14 protein-coding genes are annotated in these 16,743 nt (G+C 62.9%); 8 read left to right on the forward strand and 6 right to left on the reverse strand.

The genetic code is table 11. From position 1 onward, the window contains the following. Window positions 1-278 precede the first annotated feature (278 nt). The 6 genes from IPV69_RS24290 (at window position 279) to IPV69_RS24315 (ending at window position 5,648) form a co-directional block, all read left to right on the forward strand. A complete protein-coding gene (locus tag IPV69_RS24290) occupies window positions 279-488 on the forward strand; it encodes a hypothetical protein (RefSeq protein ID WP_206292317.1) in 210 nt (69 codons plus the stop codon). A 163-nt stretch (window positions 489-651) separates the two neighbouring features. Then, complete coding sequence (gene hisD, locus IPV69_RS24295; protein WP_206292318.1) at window positions 652-1,956, forward strand: histidinol dehydrogenase; 1,305 nt, start codon at window positions 652-654, stop codon at window positions 1,954-1,956. Window positions 1,957-2,137: 181 nt separating this feature from the next. Then, the gene (gene hisC, locus IPV69_RS24300) at window positions 2,138-3,289 is read left to right on the forward strand and encodes a histidinol-phosphate transaminase (RefSeq protein WP_206292319.1); all 1,152 of its coding nucleotides are present in this window, start codon (window positions 2,138-2,140) and stop codon (window positions 3,287-3,289) included. A 289-nt stretch (window positions 3,290-3,578) separates the two neighbouring features. Next, window positions 3,579-4,172 (forward strand): imidazoleglycerol-phosphate dehydratase HisB, encoded by a 594-nt coding sequence (gene hisB / locus IPV69_RS24305; RefSeq protein WP_206292320.1) that lies wholly within the window; start codon window positions 3,579-3,581, stop codon window positions 4,170-4,172. Between the two features lie 88 nt (window positions 4,173-4,260). Then, window positions 4,261-4,644, forward strand: a complete 384-nt coding sequence (locus tag IPV69_RS24310) for a hypothetical protein (protein WP_206292321.1) — start codon at window positions 4,261-4,263, stop codon at window positions 4,642-4,644. A gap of 176 nt (window positions 4,645-4,820) precedes the next feature. Then, window positions 4,821-5,648, forward strand: a complete 828-nt coding sequence (locus IPV69_RS24315; protein ID WP_206292322.1) for a hypothetical protein — start codon at window positions 4,821-4,823, stop codon at window positions 5,646-5,648. Between the two features lie 178 nt (window positions 5,649-5,826). Here the strand turns inward: IPV69_RS24315 and IPV69_RS24320 are convergent, their stop codons facing one another. From IPV69_RS24320 to IPV69_RS24345, 6 genes are all read right to left on the reverse strand, one after another. Beyond that, complete coding sequence (locus IPV69_RS24320) at window positions 5,827-7,551, reverse strand: hypothetical protein (RefSeq protein ID WP_206292323.1); 1,725 nt, start codon at window positions 7,549-7,551, stop codon at window positions 5,827-5,829. 427 nt (window positions 7,552-7,978) lie between these two features. Then, on the reverse strand, window positions 7,979-9,211 hold the full coding sequence (locus tag IPV69_RS24325) for a 6-phosphofructokinase (protein ID WP_206292324.1): 1,233 nt from the start codon (window positions 9,209-9,211) through the stop codon (window positions 7,979-7,981). A 119-nt stretch (window positions 9,212-9,330) separates the two neighbouring features. Further along, window positions 9,331-11,259, reverse strand: a complete 1,929-nt coding sequence (locus tag IPV69_RS24330) for a heparinase II/III domain-containing protein (RefSeq protein ID WP_206292325.1) — start codon at window positions 11,257-11,259, stop codon at window positions 9,331-9,333. A 168-nt stretch (window positions 11,260-11,427) separates the two neighbouring features. Beyond that, window positions 11,428-12,774, reverse strand: coding sequence for an acetyl-CoA carboxylase biotin carboxylase subunit (gene accC / locus IPV69_RS24335; RefSeq protein WP_206292326.1), 1,347 nt, complete (start codon window positions 12,772-12,774; stop codon window positions 11,428-11,430). A 120-nt stretch (window positions 12,775-12,894) separates the two neighbouring features. Further along, complete coding sequence (accB, locus tag IPV69_RS24340; protein WP_206292327.1) at window positions 12,895-13,437, reverse strand: acetyl-CoA carboxylase biotin carboxyl carrier protein; 543 nt, start codon at window positions 13,435-13,437, stop codon at window positions 12,895-12,897. A gap of 229 nt (window positions 13,438-13,666) precedes the next feature. Continuing rightward, on the reverse strand, window positions 13,667-14,821 hold the full coding sequence (locus tag IPV69_RS24345) for a M24 family metallopeptidase (protein WP_261361981.1): 1,155 nt from the start codon (window positions 14,819-14,821) through the stop codon (window positions 13,667-13,669). 254 nt (window positions 14,822-15,075) lie between these two features. On the opposite strand from IPV69_RS24345, the gene IPV69_RS24350 reads away from it, so the two are divergent. Beyond that, window positions 15,076-15,357, forward strand: a complete 282-nt coding sequence (locus IPV69_RS24350; RefSeq protein WP_206292329.1) for a hypothetical protein — start codon at window positions 15,076-15,078, stop codon at window positions 15,355-15,357. A 186-nt stretch (window positions 15,358-15,543) separates the two neighbouring features. Continuing rightward, on the forward strand, window positions 15,544-16,611 hold the full coding sequence (locus IPV69_RS24355; protein ID WP_206292330.1) for a linear amide C-N hydrolase: 1,068 nt from the start codon (window positions 15,544-15,546) through the stop codon (window positions 16,609-16,611). Window positions 16,612-16,743 lie beyond the last annotated feature (132 nt).

The raw sequence follows: 16,743 nt of genomic DNA on the forward strand, positions 1-16,743 counted from the left end.
GCGGGGGAAGAGCTCATAAGCTTTACAGCCGATCGGCTGTTGGAACTGAGCGTGGAACCTGATCGATGTCGCCCGGAAGACATAAAATCCGGTGCCGCCGTCTGCCGCGTACGTTTTAAGATCGACGAGTTACCCTACCAGTAACTTCCTACGACCCACGTTTACATCCCCGCCGGCAGACGCCGTTCGATTTATCAATACAATCCGCTCTATAAAGAAACCATTTCTCAGGCTCGGCCCGTCACATAGATGGAAGTGATCTCTCCTTGGAGGTCCGCATGTGTGACATGACACTCAATCACATTGTCGGGGTTGTCACCATCGAGAAGCGGGTTTGCCGAGTGTGCGACTGCAGTGGCTTGGAACTGGTCCGTTTCCCCGCCGACCGCATCGTCGAACTCAAGGTGACGCCCGACGGTTGTGGCCACGGCAGGGCATACTGCGAAGTCGCCTTCATCGTCGAGGCACCGCGAGCACTGAGCGCCTGAAAGTCAGTTCGCGGCCCATGTCCCTTCGCGTCATTCACCGGCACCCGGGCGACGCCTCTGCCGCGCGAAAGAAGTGAAAGCAAGACAACCGGGCCGGCCCGCTGCGGCTGCTTTCGATCGACGGCTTTCCATCCCGGTGCCCACGCCCTAAAGTCTGCCCGCCATGATTCCGACCCTGCAACTGTCCGTGCCGGCCGATCGGGCTCGCGCCGCCGCGCTGCTCGACCGCCTGCGACTGAAGCCAGCCGATGTCGTCCTGCAACAGCAGCAGGACGTCGCCGCGGTGATGGCGATCCTTGCCGATGTCGCCAAGCGCGGCGACGACGCAATCGTTGACTCGGCCCGCAAGTTCGACGACCCGGCGTTCACCGCCGAGCAGATCCGCGTCGCGCCGGAAGAAATGAAAGCCGCGCACGGCCGCATCCCGGCCGAGCAGATGTCGGCGCTCAAACGATCCATCGCGCAGGTGCGGGAGTACCAGCAGCACATCCTGCCGCAGGATCCCGAACCGCTGAAACGACCAGGCGTGGAGCTGGGCCTCCGGTATACGCCGCTCGATTCGGCCGGCTGTTACTTCCCCGGCGGCAAGGCGGCGTATCCGTCGTCGCTCATCATGCTGTCGGTCCCGGCGCAGGTGGCGGGGGTGAAGCGCGTCGTCGTCTGCACGCCGCCGAGCAAGTACGGCAAGAGCGACCTGGTGCTGGCTGCGTGCCACGAGCTGAAGCTGACCGACGTCTATCGCGCCGGCGGGGCGGCCGCGATCGCCGCGATGGCTTTTGGCACCAAGACGATTCCTGCCGTCGATAAGATCGTCGGCCCCGGCAACCGCTACGTACAGCTCGCCAAGCGCGCTCTCGCCGGCGTGGTGGGGATCGACGGCTTCCTCGGACCCTCCGAAATCCTCGTCCTCGCCGACGACACCGCCAACCCCGCGTTCATCGCCGCCGACCTCATCGCCCAGGCCGAGCACGACCCAGGTAGCTGCTTCCTGCTGACCGACAGCGAGAAGCTCGCGGCGGCGGTGACGGCGGAGATCGAGAAACAGGTTGCCGCACTCAGCCGCATTCCCGCCCTCAAGAAATCGCTGGTCAACGACAGCGCGATTCTCATCAGCGAGAGCTGGGACGAACTGCTCGATTGGGGCAACGCATTCGCCGCCGAGCACGTGAACATTCAGACGAAGGACGACGACGCGATCCTGGCGAAGCTGCGGCACGGCGGGGCGATCTTTGTCGGCCCGTACAGCCCCGTTGCCGCGGGAGATTACATCGCCGGCCCCAGCCACTGCCTGCCGACGAACACGACCGCGCGCTTCAGCAGCGGCATCAGCGCGATCGAGTTCATGAAGCGCGGCAGCGTCGAACGCTACGACCGCGAAGGACTTGCCGCTGATGCCCAGGCGATCATCACGCTCGCCCACGCCGAGGGTTTGGACGGCCACGCGGCGAGCGTTGCCGTGCGGCTGTAAAGAGGTGTCGGGGTGGCGGAGTGGATGGGTGGCGCGGTCGCGTTCCAGTCATCGATACTGATTCGCGCACCCGCGTGTGAGAAGAGTTGCAACCGCGCCACCCATCCACTTCGCCACCCCGACACCTCTTCTCCGCGGATATCTTTCGTCGCCGCGCTCGCCGTTTGCTATAGTGTGTTCCATGGCTCCCCAATTCGTCCGCGCCAATGTGCGCGACATGGCCGGGTACACACCCGGCGAGCAGCCCGGCCCCGGTGAACGGGTCGTGAAGCTGAACACCAACGAGAACCCTTTCCCGCCCAGCCCGAAGGTGATGCGGGCGATCCGCGAGATCGACGAGGAGTCTCTCCGCAGATACCCCAGCCCCGACGCCGCCGACTTCCGTCACGCGGCGGCGAAACTGCTCGGCCTGTCGCCCGACATGATCCTCGCCGGCAACGGCTCCGACGACCTGCTCACCATCGCGACGCGAACCTTCATTCCGCCCGGCGGAACGCTCGCTTACCCCGACCCGACATATTCGCTCTATTCGGTCCTGGCCAATCTCGAAGAAGCCAAGGTCGCGACGGTGCCGTGGGGCCCCGACTACGCGCTGCCGATCGAGGCGCTGCTGGCGACCAAGGCCAATGCGATCTACCTGGCCAACCCCAACGCGCCGACGGGCACCTTCGTCTCGCCGATGAAGGTATCGGAACTGGCGACCGTCTTCCCCGGCCTGGTGCTGGTGGACGAGGCCTACGCCGACTTCGCCGATGACAACTGCATCGGCCTGGTGAAGAAGCACCGCAACGTGATCGTCACCCGGACGATGAGCAAGGGCTACAGCCTGGCCGGCATGCGGTTCGGCTACGCCATCGCGCAGCCGGACGTCATCGCCGAGATGATGAAGGTCAAGGACAGCTACAACTGCGACGCGATCAGCATCGTCGCGGCGACGGCGGCGATCGAGGATCAGGAGTATTACCGCCAGAAGTGGGAGTACGTCCGCCGGGAACGGCAAAAGATGAGTAGCGAGCTGACACAACTCGGCTGGGACGTGCTCGACAGCCATGGCAACTTCATCCTGGCGCGCGTGCCCAGTGGCAAAGGGAAGGAGACGTACCTGGGGCTGAAGAAGGCGGGCATCCTCGTGCGTTTCTTTGACAAGCCCGGGCTGAACGACAAGATCCGCATCACGATCGGCACGGCCCAGCAGAACAACGCACTGATCGCCGGCGTGAAGGACCTCGCCGCCGACGGCGAGAAGCCGGACAAGGTGGAAAAGGCCGAGAAGCCCGAAAAACCAGAGCGTGCCGAGAAACCCGAGAAGCCCGAACCGGTCGTCGCCAAGTAGGGGCGATACGGCGTGTGCCCGCGAATCACCACGCTCGGCAGCTTAGCAGGCGTCCCTGACACGGGTTTCCAAGGCCGTGCGGGCGACGATCGAATGTTCGATAAATACAAATCCTCAGTAGGGTTCTGACTTTCACTCAAATCTCTTTGAGTTCGCTGAGGATTCACGGTTCTCTACTCCGGCGCAGCTCGCACGGGTTGGAAACCCGTGTCACGGACGCCGCTCCAACTGTGGTCATCTGGTCTGACCCGTGGCTGGCATCCTCTTCGACGATGTGGAAACTGACGATATGCCCAACCGCACCGCCAAGATTGTCCGGACCACGAAGGAAACCAAGGTCGAGTTGTCGATCGACCTCGACGGCAAGGGCCGTAACACGGTCTCGACCGGCGTCGGGTTCTTCGACCACATGCTCGACCTGCTAAGCCGTCACAGCCTGATCGACCTCGACGTCACCGCCGACGGCGACCTGCACGTCGACAGCCATCACACCGTGGAGGACGTCGGCATCGTGCTCGGCCAGGCGCTGGAAAAAGCCGTCGGCGACAAGAAGGGCATCTACCGCTACGGCTGGGCCACCGTCCCCATGGACGAAAGCCTGGCCCAGGTCGCGGTCGATCTCTCCGGCCGGCCGGCGTTCGTGTTCAACGTCAAGTTCACCGGCGAAACCATCGGCCAGTTCCCCGTCGAGCTGGTCGAAGAGTTCCTCAAGGCCCTCGCCACCAGCGCCCGGATGAACCTGCACGTGACGGTTCCCTACGGCACCAACAACCACCACATCGCCGAGGCGATCTTTAAAGCCCTCGCCAAGGCGATGAGGCAGGCGACCAGCCACGACCCACGCAACGACGAAGTGCCCAGCACCAAGGGATCGCTCGCGTAGGGTCCGCCTTGGCGGACGCGACGGGCTTCGTTGGCGCACGCAACCCACCCGACACCATCGAACCGTAGTCGTACCAAAGGGAGGGCACGTGATCACCAAAAACTCGTGGCAGTGCCTGACACTGCTTTACCTTGCCGCCGCCGTCGTCGGCTGCACGAAGTTGTCCGAACGCACGCACGCACGCTACGACATCGGCACGCCCGGGAAGGTGCGTCCCGCCGAGCCCGGCGTCGCCGGAGTCAGTGCCGCCGTCGCCGGGCTGCTCGCGATGAACATCCTGTTCAACAGCGTGACCGGAAGCGACACCCTCTGGCTTTGGCCCGGCGGCGACGAGGCCTGCCTCGACGGCGGCACCCCCGCCGCCGATCAAGACGGCAAGAATCCCGGTCGCCCCGACCCACCCAAGCCGGCATCAAAATCGACAGATCGGGACGAAGTCTCCTGGGCGTCGCCGGCGAAAGTCCAGCCTTGATCGGTGAGTTGTGGCGGTCCTTTTCGAGCCCTATGCCAGACGCATCAGACTCAACACCCGCGCACCCAGCGAGCGCCGAAAGTGCCGAATCCGCCACTGGCGACGGAGCTTTGTTCTGCCCTTCGTGTGGGTATGACTTGCGCGGCGCGACCGCAGATCGATGCAGCGAGTGCGGGATGGTGGTCGATCGAGCGGCACTGGAAGCGACAGCCATCCCGTGGGCGTATCGCCGGTCCATCGGCCGGGTCCGCGCGTTTCTCAGAACGGTCTGCCTCTTCACCTACGATAGCCAAAGGATTCGACATGAACTGATTCGCCCGCAAGTTGACCGCGATGCCGGTCGATTTCTATTCGCCAACGCGGCCTTGCTTACGCTTACGTTTCTGATCGTCGTCGTCGCGATGGCATTCTGGAGCCGACATCTGCACGGTCTGATCGTTCGCGAGACATCAGCCATGAATGGCGTGATCGGCTGGACCCGGTTGATGCCGGGTTACCAGCAGGATCTGCATGTTCCGTGGTCGGCGGGGGTGACGCCTTATGCCATCGTCCCGCTCTACCTTGGCGGGCTCGCAGTTTACCTTTGCGGTATCGGGCGCAAATGTCATCGCCGGGGCAGCAGAACGGCGGAGGAGCTACGCCGTGCTAGGGCGGTGTCCATCTATGCGATGTCGCCACTCTTCTTCCTGCTGCCGGCGGCGATCTGTTTCGCGGCAGTCCTTGGACTCGAAGAGCTTGACAGGAACAACACGGAAGAACGCATGTTCGCCGTCGCGCGCACCATCGCAGTGCTGCTCACGGTGCTGATCGCGGGCTTCGCGTTATTCAGTGCCGTTCGCCGTTCTGGCGAATGGGTCACACGGGCGAGCCACGCGGGGACAGGGCGATTTTTCCTTGGCGTCATCGAACTGCTGGGGCGGTTCGTGGTGGGCGTTGTTTTATTCCTGGGCGTGTTACCGTGGTGTGTCGGATACTGGTGGATTGCGATCGACTCGCAGCTCTGATGCTCCGTTACGGTATTAGAAGTGCACCTGCGGTGCGACCGCTAATCACAAGGCGAAGCGTTTTCGGGAGACGGCCGAGGCGGCACTACTCTTTGATCGACGGCATCGTCGCCGGGGTTGCGTCTCGTTCCTCGCGCAAAAGCTTTTCAAATTCCTCCTGCTCCGTCTTCTGTTCTTCCTATTTTCGCAGCTCCTCGGCCGCCTCATCCTGCATGATTTTGTCGATGCGGCGCACCTGTGGCGCCCAGCGTGCCAGATCGCGATACTGCCGCACTTCGACACGAGGATCGCGGCCTTTCGGGTCCTGTTGCCAGCCGATCATCGGCTCGGCGTCGATCGCACCATCGATCACATCGCCGGCATCGACGAACAACAAAGGGCGATCGCCTCCGTTCGGCAGGCCGCCTTTGAGGACCACATAGCCGACCTGTCGGCCGTCTTCGTGGAATGGGTCGGCGGGAATCGCGGGAAGGTACTTCGGCGTCAGTTCGTCCAGCCGGGCGGGCCATCGGCCGGCGTTGTCGACGCGATACAGTCGGATGGCCAGCGCGATCGCCGTCATACGGCGCTCGGCGAGCGATCGAAAGTGTTGCACAAATACTTGCCTTAAGGACACGTCATAAGAAGGTGCAAACCACCGCGAGTAGCGCGGTAGATCTTCCGGCCTTACCACCTGCCCCATCGTCCGTGCCAACGCGGGATCGACCTTCTTCGGCGGTTCCGGAATCTGTTGAAGGATCCGCATCGCAGCGGGAGCGGTCCGAGCCAGCGCAGCTTGCCGGATGACTTCCTGCCTAGCGTTGTGCCGCGCCATTTCCTGTTCGGCCAGCGGTCGCAACATCTTCACGTCTTTGGCGATCAAGTTGTAAAAGTCGATACCGAACACGCGCTCGAAAGCGAACGCGTTGCGAAAGTGCACCGATTTAGGACTTTCGCCGAGCAATTGATCGATCAAGAGGCTTACGTTTCGGCGCACTTCGGCGTCCTCAACTGCCAATTCGGGCGCGACCACCATCACGCGGGCACAGGCCATCGCCCCAAGCCCCGTCGCAACCAACTGCCCAACCAGAGTCTCGTCCTGTTGAACCAAGTCTGCCAGGTGCATCAGGTCGAGGAGCCGTTCGACCGCTTCGCGGTCATTACCGCGCACGTGCAGAAGAAGCGCGCCGTCCCCAACCGTATTGGCGATCTGTCGTGCGTTGGTATATGACGTGAAGGCGGCGTTGATGAGCGGCGATGGCCACGCGTCCCTGATCTTGATGCGGGACCGAGTACGCATTTCACGCGCGATCGCAAACACCCCGGCGTTGGCCGTCTCAGACGCCGACGCGGACTGCTCCCACGCGGGACCGAACGGAGGGCTCTGTGGGTAGCTGAAGTTAGAGTTGGACGGCGACATCCGGTTATCTAACGACACTGCCTTGCGAATCAGCGGCCAGGCGTCGTCGTCCGGGGGAACGTCCGCGATGGTGAGATCCCCGGGCCCGACCGGCAGACCGACGGCGGCGATCGCCGCGTTCTGCGACGCCAACGTCCTGGCTGTTGACCAACCCCACCCCAGATGAAGCAAAAGAGTCGCGGCGATCAGCAGTCCGAAACCCGCCACCGTCGGATGCCGGACGGCGAATCTTGCGAACTGCCTGAATTGCGTTCGGAGTAAATTTCCACCCATGCCCGAATTGTAACCGGCGGCCGGATTTGAGTTGCATTCTATCGCGAGAAACCTAACATATATAGAACAATTTCGGCGATGCCGTCGACTCGGGCGGCACCGCTTTCCGTGCGCCGTCTGGTGGGTGTGATCTGCCGGATTGGTGTCTACTCCACGGAAACTCGGCGTCTGGGGCGATGGGTCACGATCGCGCCGGGTGGTCTTGTTTTGCAGCGTCGTCAGGAAGGCCAACGTTTGCTGCGGGCGCGCCGGGTTCGTTCGGCGACGTGGCAGGCGTTCCGTGTGCCGTCAGCCGTGAAGTCCGATCTCGGGTTCGTTCGGCATGTAGCGCCGATTCGGAGAGCAATCCTGGGTTCGTTTGCCTATGGCGGAAAGCGGAGCCGAAATTGCGAGTTTCCGGGACACGCCGGGTTCGTTTCGCAACGTGCAAATGCACAGGAGGTGTTCTCGGGTTCGTTCGGCACAGCACAGCGCGGCACAGCATAATGATCGCGACAGGGATCGCCGGGACCGGCTTGGGTTCGTTTGGCCCAATGCGCAGCCGAAGCCCCGCGTTCGCGGTTGCGCCGGGTTCCCGGGTGCGCCGGGTTCGTTCGGCGAAATCGCGTCCGCCAAGGCAGACCCTACTTGGGTCGGCTTGGAAGTAGCGGTGCGCGGCCTACTTCTTCAGCTCGCTCAACGAGCCCACTACCGGGAGCGATCCCACGATCGGCATCGCGTAATCGACGAATGCCTTGGTGATGTCGTTGCCGTCTTTGCTGATGTACTCGGGGGCGAGGTCCTTGGTCTCTCGGGCCACGTTCTTGATGCTGGTGAAGATGGTCGTGATCTCGTACTTGCCCTGCGCCCGCTGCATGGCGATCGAGCCTTCGCGCTTGGCTTCGTCCTTGCTGTACTCGACCGCGGTCTTGCCGACCATGCGGCCTTCGGCGGCATCGACGGAGCTGACGGCCAGGCCCGGGAAGCTGCGCTGCAGGTAGCCGAACGTGTCGGACCGCACGCGAAGCTTCTTGCCGCCGGCGGGCGTGAGCTTAGTGGTGATGAGGTTTGCCAGGTGGTCGCCGAGGCCGGTGCCGGCGAGGTTCAGGTTGCCGTGGCTGTCGCGCTCGATGTTCGCCGCCAGCTTCTCGGCCCAGGTGACCCAGTGGCCCTTCTTGTCCTTCTCCGGCACGCTGAGGCCTTCGGAGACGGCGACCAGGCATCGGCCGAGCCGCTTGTAGACGGCGTCGACGTCGGCGAGGAACTTCTCTTCGGTCACCGGCGCTTCGGGGACGTAGACCAGGTGCGGGCCGTCGTTCTCGTACTTGCGACCGAGGACCGACGCCGCCGTCAGGAAGCCGGCGTGGCGGCCCATGATGACGTCGATCTTGATGCCCGGCAGGCTCTTGTTGTCGTAGTCGTCGCCCATGATCGCAGACGCGACGAACTTCGCCGCGCTGCCGAAGCCCGGCGTGTGGTCGTGCACGCGAAGGTCGTTGTCGATCGTCTTGGGGATGTGGAAGACCTGAAGGTCGTACTTGTTCGCCGCCGCCAGCTCCTGAACGATGCGGGCGGTGTCGGCCGAGTCGTTGCCGCCGATGTAGAAGAAGAACCGGACGTCGTTCTTCTTGAAGCTTTCGAAGATCTTTTCGCAGTAGGCGGCATCGGGCTTGTCGCGCGTGCTGCCGAGGGCAGCGGCGGGGGTCTGGGCGACGCGCTCGAGCAGGTCCTGCGATGCGCCGTTGAGCTCGATGAAATCGCCGTTCACGATGCCGCGCACGCCATGGCGGGCGCCGAGCAGCTTGCCGATGTGCGACGACTGCTGGACAGCCTGGACGACGCCGACGAGGGACTGATTGATGACGGAGGTAGGCCCGCCGGACTGGCCGATGACTGCGTTGGGTTTGCTCATGATCGTGTACCTAAGCGTGACTGGCGCGGTGCAAGCCGATGGAAGGATACCCGCGAAAGGATATCAGGGCGGGGATGATAGGGGATGCGATGATGGGATCAAGCCGAATCAATAGATCTTCAACGCAGCGCCCCCGGCCATTGCGACAGTGGCGTCAACGCCGGCGGGGCGGCGGCGGCGGCGGGGCCGGGTTCCAGCAGCACCGCGACCTGAAGGTCGCTGACGCCGTCGATCTGCACCGTCAGCTTGCGGACCTCGGCAAGGTCAGTCACTTTGCCGAGCATCGGGCGGACGGCGGCGGGAGGCTCGGGAGGCGAGGTCGGCAGGGGCCTGGCTTGGGTTACGGTGAACTTCGCATTCGCCGGGCCGACGAGGCGGGCCGTCAGCGTCTGGCCGCCTTGTGTCAGCGTGGCCGTCTTGCCGTCGGCGGCAATCGCGACCTTCGCGCCGGTATGCATAAACCAAGCGTACTTGAACGGCTTGTCGGCTTTGATCTCGTCCTGAATCAGGACTTGCTTGCGGTCGAGCATCGCCAGGCCCCGCCGGGCGCTGGTGGCATGGCGGGCGTAGGCGGCGGTCAGGTCAACGACGGCACTACCCCGGCCGGCATCGCTGTAGAACCGGTCGATCGGGCCGACGGCCATCGGCGACTGGTCGGGCTCGGCGTCGGGGTTCAGAATGAAGCAATTGTTCCCCTCGGCGCGGCAACGATAAAAGAGCCAGCGGTTCGGTCCGAAGTAACCGGGGCGGTTGTAGTCGTCGGGGCCGGGGTCTATCGCCCAGCGCTGGCCGAGGGCATCGATGACGAACGAACCGAGATCGAGCTGCCCGTGGTTGACCTTATTGTCGCCGCCTTTGAAGCCCACGAAGAGTGCTTTGGGGTCATCCCAGGCGCTGCGGAGATAGGCGACGTGATCGGTGCGGAACAGGCGGTCGAGCGGGCGGTTGCTCATGCCCGGGTCGCGGGCCATCCATGCTGCGCCCCAGAGCACATCGAGCGCGGTCGGCTTGGAGCTGGCGTATCCGGATTGGAAGACGGCGTAGTCGGGCTGGTTGAACGCCGTCGCGAGCCAGAAAAGCTGCGGGGCGCCGCTGAAGCCGGGCTTGGCGTCCGCGTAGTTGAAGGTCAGGCCGAGCGGGCCGGTAAACGCGAGCGGGGCGTCGCCGGTGGTCGAGAACCCCTGCATGGCGGACAGGCCATAGTCGGTACCGACGGCCGTCCGCAGCGCGGCCAGGGCATAGACGTTGTACTCGGTCGCGTAATCCCAGTAGCCGGGCCCTTCGCCCCAGGCGCCGTCGGGGGCGAAGTGCTCCATCGCCAGCGGCAGCGACGCGATCGCGCGCTCGAGGATCTCGCCAGCGACGGCGGGTTCGTCTTCGGAGATCGCCAGGGCACCAGTCAGGATGCCGCCGTTACAGACCTGGTTCCAGTTGTGCTCCATCCGGGCAAAACCGCCGCTGGGTGCCCGGTAGATCTTCAGGGCCGGTTCCAGCCCGAGCTTCAGGATCGCACCGCGGAGAGTCGCCCGTTGCGCCGGCGTCCAAGTGTCGAAGAGCCAGTCGTACGCGATCGCCATCGCAAACGTCATCTCGGCCGTGTCGAGGAAGTGCCTTGGGTTCCAGTCGGGGAACTTCGAGACCGCATCGACTTCCGCCCAGAGCCGGTCTGCGTACTTGCGGTCGGCGGTCATGTGGTAGACGAGGCCCAGGGACAGCACGTGTTCCTTGACCTCACGGCTGACGTAGAGCAGCCGTTTGCCGTCGCGAATCTCGTACTTGCTGGGCGGTTCGCTCAGAAGGGCATCGGCCTGGCGGCGGACGGCAGTCAGAGTAGGGGCGACCTTCGGATTGGCAGCGAGCTCTTTCAGCCGCGCGAAGTCATCGGTTGTCGCGAGCAGCCGGGGATGAGCTTTCTTGATCTTCGGCAGGATGTCGGCGGCGGCAGGTCTCTCGGTGGCGAGTCTCTCGGCGGCGGGTTTTTCCTGGGCCGACACGGTCGGGCCCAGCGCGAGCAAAGCTGCCGCAACGATCAAGCGAATGACGTTCATGGCGGTCCACCCTCTCTTCAATGTCCGTTTCACGGCGCGCAGGAAATGCGGGCCGTCCTGCCTTCGTCCTTTACTACGGACGAGGGTACGAGGTTGAGAAGTGCAAGGGTGGAAGAATCTGGAATGAATTCAGTGGCGCACGGCTTAGATAGCACCACGTTACGCCCGCTACTTTGCCAGCATCACCCGCTCGATGAAGCCCGTATCCACGTCTCCGCTCAGGAAGTTGGGGTTGTCCAGGATCTGCAGGTGCAGCGGGATCGTCGTCTTGATCGGAGAGATATGGAACTCGCTCAGGGCGCGCTTCATCGTCGCGATTGCCTCGAGCCGGGTCGGGCGGTGCACGATCAGCTTGCCGATCATGCTGTCGTAGTTCGGCGGGATCGTGTAGCCGGCGTAGACGTGGGTATCGAGCCGCACGCCGGGGCCGCCGGGCAATCGCAGCTCCTGGATCTTGCCGGGGCTGGGGACGAAGTTCTTCGTCGGATCCTCGGCGTTGATGCGGCACTCGATCGCGCAGCCGTTCTGCGGAATCTGGTCCTGCTTGAAAGGCAGCTTCTCACCGGCAGCGATCATGATCTGCTGCTTGATCAGGTCGATTCCGGTGACCATCTCAGTGACAGGGTGTTCGACCTGGATACGTGCATTCACTTCCAGGATGTAGAAGTTCTGCTCCTTGTCGACGAGGAACTCCACGGTACCAGCGTTGGTGTAACCGGCTTCTTTCACGAGCCTGACCGCCGACTCGCACAGTGCCTTGCGGGTCTTGGGATCCAGCACCGGGCAGGGGGATTCTTCGACCAGCTTCTGGTGCCGGCGCTGCATGGAGCAATCGCGCTCCCACAGGTGGACGGCGTTGCCGTGATTGTCGGCGAGTACCTGAACTTCGACGTGCCGACCGAACTCGACGTACTTCTCGATGTAGACCGTGCTGTCTTTGAACGCGGCCTCGGCCTCGGCCTGGGCGGCACGGAAACCGGCCTGCAGGCTGACGTCGTTATGTGCCTGGCGCATACCGCGCCCGCCGCCGCCGGCACTGGCCTTGATGATGACCGGATACCCGATCTCGCGGGCGATCTTGAGGGCTTCCTTCTCGTCTTCGACGGCGCCTTCGGAGCCGGGGATGGTCGGCACCTTGGCCTTTTTCGCCAGGTTCTTGCAGGCCACCTTGTCGCCGACGGCTTTCATCGCCGCGACGCTGGGTCCGATGAACTCGATCTTGCAGGCGCGGCAGACCTCGGCGAAGTGCGACTTTTCAGAGAGGAAGCCGTAACCGGGATGGATCGCGTCGACGTCGGAGATCTCGGCGGCGGCGATGATGCGGTCGATCTTGAGGTAGCTCTCGACGGACGGCGCGCCGCCGATGCAGATCGCCTGGTCGGCCATCTTCAGATACGCGGCATCGGCGTCGGCCGTGCTGTGCACGACGACGGTCTGAATACCGAGCTCCCGGCAGGCCCGGATGATTCGCAGGGCAATTTCACCCCGGTTCGCGATGAGGATCTTGGAAAACATGGTGGGGGAAGGCACGGAGGCATCAAGGCACGAAGGCACGAAGGGTTTGGGCAGGCGGCTCCTGTAGCTCTCCGTGCCTACGTGCCTGCATGCCTTTGTGCCTATTTCCAGTCGAACGCGTCAGGCCGGCTTCACGAGGAACAGAGGCTGATCGAACTGCACCGACTGGCCGTCCTGCACGAGCACCTTGGCGATCGTCCCTGTCACGCTCGACTTCATGGTGTTGAAGGTCTTCATCGCCTCAAGGATGCATACGTCGGACTCATCCTTCACCACGGCCGACCCGATGTTCACGAACGCCTTGGCACCCGGCTTGGGCGAGGCGTAGAACGTGCCGACCATCTCGCTCTTGATCGGAACCAGGCCGGCATCGTCGTCGGCGGCCGGCGCGGCGGGTCCGGAGGGCGCACCAGCTGACGACGCGGGAGCGCTCATCACGGGTGCAGGGCTCATGGCGTACTGGACGGCCGGCCCGGCTACCGCTCCGCGTCGCAGAATGACACGCTTGCCGCCGTCCCGCAGGTCAACGGTGTTCAAGTCGTTGGCACTCATCAGCTTGACGATCTGTTCGAGCAGATCGACGTCCATCGGACTGCTGGAAGCGCCAGCCGATGATTTGCTCTTTGCCGGATCCGGCGACTTTACAGGTTTCTTTTTAGCCATGGAGAGTTGTTTACTGCGGAGTTCGAAACACAGACGTCCAGTTCACGCCTTTCGGCGTACCGTTCATTGCCACCGAACCAGACAACCGAATCTCGACTGAATCTCGAATGTTCATCTCCGAAATCCGGGCTGCCCGGATGTCAGATCTGAAATGACAGATCCCACATTTCCGAGTCGATGGTCTGGTCTCAAGGTTTCAGATCTGTATTCCCGTCCGCAATTCCTTCCTTCATTCAATATGATTCGCCTCGTAGCTCCGATCGAGCGTCGAGAGCACCTCACAACCTGAGTGCGTGATCAGGACATCATCCTCGATTCGCACACCACCTTCGCCGGGAATGTAGATTCCCGGTTCGACCGTCACCACCATCCCGGGGCGAAGTTCTTCATCGCCGCCGGTCTGACGCATAGACGGCAGTTCGTGGATCTGTCGGCCCAGCCCATGCCCGAGGCCATGACCGAAGTAATCGCCGAAGCCGGCCTTTTCAATGACGTCTCGTGCCGCGCGGTCGGCCGTCATGGTGGTGACGCCGGGCCGCAGGAACGCGATCGCTGCCTTCTGAGCCTCGACAACAGTCTTATACGCCTCTTTCAGCTTACGCGGGATGTTGCCGATCGCCAGTGTCCGGGTTAGGTCCGAGGCGTAGCCGCCGACGATCGCGCCCCAGTCAACCAGCAGGACATTGTCTTTTTGAACCAGTTTCTCGGCGGGGCGGTAGTGGGGGAGAGCGCTGTGGCCTCCCGACGCCACGATGGTACTGAAACTCGAGGCGCTAGCGCCACGGCATCGCATCTCAAAGTCAAGCAGAGCCGCGAGATAGGACTCAGTCTGGCCAACCTTAATCTCTCCCCGGACGGCGTTATACGCCTCTTCGGCTGTCGCGACGGACTTACGGATCAGTGCGATCTCGTGATCGTCTTTCACCTTCCGAAGCGTGAGCATGACATCTTCAACGGGCACCAGTTCGATCGCGCCGCCGGTGCTCTTTTTTCCGCTTTTGGCCGCCGCGGCGAGAGCTCGTTCGACGGCTTTGATTTGCCCGACCGTTGCGCCATTGGCTTCGAAGCCGATCCGCTCGGCGTTGCTCGCCATGAGGACCTTGGACAACGTGTCGGCCATGTCGCCGTCGCGGACGTGCAATTCGGTCCAGCTCGCTTCGCTGGTCGCCTGCTCGCGATATCGAAAATCGGTGACGAGGTAGAAACGGTCGGCGGTGATGAGGCCGATCGAGTCGTCGCCTGTAAAGTCCGTCAGATAAGAGAGATCGGCCGGCGTCGTCAACAGCATGCCGTTGAGGTTTAGTTGCTCCATGGCGGCGCGGACTGCCTGATGGCGCGCCAGGAGGTAGGCTTTAGCTCTGGATACGATCGCTTTTCCCTGCATCGACACGACCTCAAATAGCTGTAACGCCCGCGCTCACCAAATCCTTGCCTGACACCGTCAGGCGTCTCAGCCACGGGGGGAAACGGTAGGGACGGGGTGGGAGGCTGTCAACCGATCACGCGATCGGTACTGCGACGGATGGCCGAGGCTGTAGGCACACGCGATTTCGTGTGCTGCCCAAACCTGGCGGTTTCGCTAGGCTCCATTCTGAAGTACGCCAGACTTTCATCACGGGCGCAGGCCCATGCAGGAACATGACAGATGCACTCGGCTGGGGGAGCTCGATCATTCTGCTGCTGACCATCACCCGGCAGATCTTCAAGCAGTGGACGGAGCGCTCCTGCCAGGGCGTATCCGTATGGCTATACGCCGGCCAACTGGCGGCGTCCTGTGGGTTCACCCTGTACAGCTATCAGGTGGGCAATTGGGTCTTCGTGATCACCAACGGCCTGATGGCGGTGAGCGCGATCATCGGCTGGTCGATGGTCCGTCACTTTCGGTGCCTTGCGAATCGACAAGGGATCGCTGAGCGGTAACGTTTGCAACGCACACCAACCGCTCTGCATCGTCGCTGTGACTGAAGTCTCTGAATCTTCCGTCGCGAGAGTGGCGGGATTTCCACCACAGGTCAATTCTTTACCTGCCGCTGATACACTCCGGCTGCCGATCGCGGGCCATTGCACCGCGACGCAACTTACAGAGAGATCAACCGGAGGGATTTTATGCTTCGCGGCAAACTTTCTTCGTGCGCCTTCAGAGCGTTAGCGGCGATCACCATTCTCACCGGCCTACCTGGCGCAGCCGACGCTTGCACCCGCGCCGTCTACTTCGGCAAGGAAGGCCAGACAGTCACCGGTCGGTCCATGGATTGGGCCCACGACACGCTGAGCGACCTGTGGATCTTTCCTCGCGGCATGGCTCGAGACGGCGGCCTGGGCGAGAAGTCGTTCAAGTGGACGAGCAAGCACGGCAGCGTAGTCGCCGCGATCTACAATGGCGGAACCGCCGACGGCATGAACGAAAAAGGCCTCGTCGCCAACCTGCTCTACCTGGCGGAGTCGGAATATGCCCCGGTCACCGATACCCGGCCGGCAATGGTCATCGCCGCTTGGAGTCAGTACGTGCTCGACAGCTTCGCGACGGTCGAAGAAGCGGTCGCCGAGTTGAAGAAGGAAACGTTCAAGATGGTGCCGGTCGCGTCTCCCGAAGGCAAACCGGGCACGGTTCACCTGGCGATCTCCGACGCCACCGGTGACTCGGCGATCTTCGAATACGTCAAGGGAAAGCTCGTCATCCACCACGGACGGCAGTTTCAGGTCATGACCAACTCACCGGTCTACGAACAACAGATCGCGCTGAACAAGTATTGGGAACAGATTGGCGGCACGGTGATGCTGCCCGGAACCAATCGGGCCGCCGACCGATTCGCCCGTGCATCGTTCTACATTAACGCCTGCAATCAGACGAACGATCCCCGCGAAGCGGTCGCGGCGGTCTTCAGCGTCATCCGCAACTGCAGCGTGCCCCGCGGCATCAGCACCCCGAACCAGCCGAACATCGCGTCGACCATCTGGCGGACAGTGAGCGACCAGAAGAACCGCGTCTACTTCTATGAGAACACCGCCAGCCCCAGCCCAGTCTGGGTGAAACTGGCAGGGATCGATTTCAAAGAGGGGTCCGGTGCCCGCAAGCTACCCATGGTCGGCAAGCTCGATCTCGGCGGCGACCAGACTGCGAACTTCGAAAAGGCCGAGCCGTTCAAATGGCTCACGCCACCGACGGAGAAGTGATCGCCGTCGTTCGCTCTTTTTGATCGCACACAAGGGAAACCCCTCGCGCCCTCAATCTTGCCATCAACCACAGGCCGTGCTGTAGTTCCGGCGCAAGTGGAGTCGTACTTCGGTGCCGCACAGACGCCGAAG

The organism is Humisphaera borealis, from assembly GCF_015169395.1.
GTDB lineage: Bacteria > Planctomycetota > Phycisphaerae > Tepidisphaerales > Tepidisphaeraceae > Humisphaera > Humisphaera borealis.